Genomic DNA, 328 nt, shown 5'->3' with positions numbered 1-328 from the left:
ATGGTGGAGCCAAGCGGGATCGAACCGCTGACCTCCTGCGTGCAAGGCAGGCGCTCTCCCAGCTGAGCTATGGCCCCGTATTTCTACAGGCGTTTCCCACACAAAATTGGTGGGTCTGGGCAGATTCGAACTGCCGACCTCACCCTTATCAGGGGTGCGCTCTAACCAACTGAGCTACAGACCCAATTTCGGGCTGCTTCTATCGTCTTCTTCAATGAATCAAGCAATTCGTGTGGGAGCTCATGGAGCAACTGATGTCGTCGATTAAGGAGGTGATCCAGCCGCAGGTTCCCCTACGGCTACCTTGTTACGACTTCACCCCAGTCAT

At 54.9% G+C, this 328-nt stretch carries 2 tRNA genes and 1 rRNA gene; all 3 read right to left on the bottom strand.

The features are described from left to right. Nucleotide 1: 1 nt before the first annotated feature. Nucleotides 2–77 (bottom strand) — tRNA-Ala (locus tag HU765_RS26650). 30 nt (nucleotides 78–107) lie between these two features. Beyond that, nucleotides 108–184: transfer RNA gene (locus HU765_RS26645), tRNA-Ile, on the bottom strand. A gap of 81 nt (nucleotides 185–265) precedes the next feature. Beyond that, nucleotides 266–328: ribosomal RNA gene (locus tag HU765_RS26640) — 16S ribosomal RNA — on the bottom strand; the annotation flags it as partial.

The sequence above is a fragment of the Pseudomonas sp. SWRI81 genome, from assembly GCF_014268545.1.
Classification (GTDB): domain Bacteria; phylum Pseudomonadota; class Gammaproteobacteria; order Pseudomonadales; family Pseudomonadaceae; genus Aquipseudomonas; species Aquipseudomonas hamedanensis.
The sequence above is the reverse complement of the archived record's forward strand: the minus strand, read 5'-3'. Positions and strand labels throughout refer to the sequence as shown.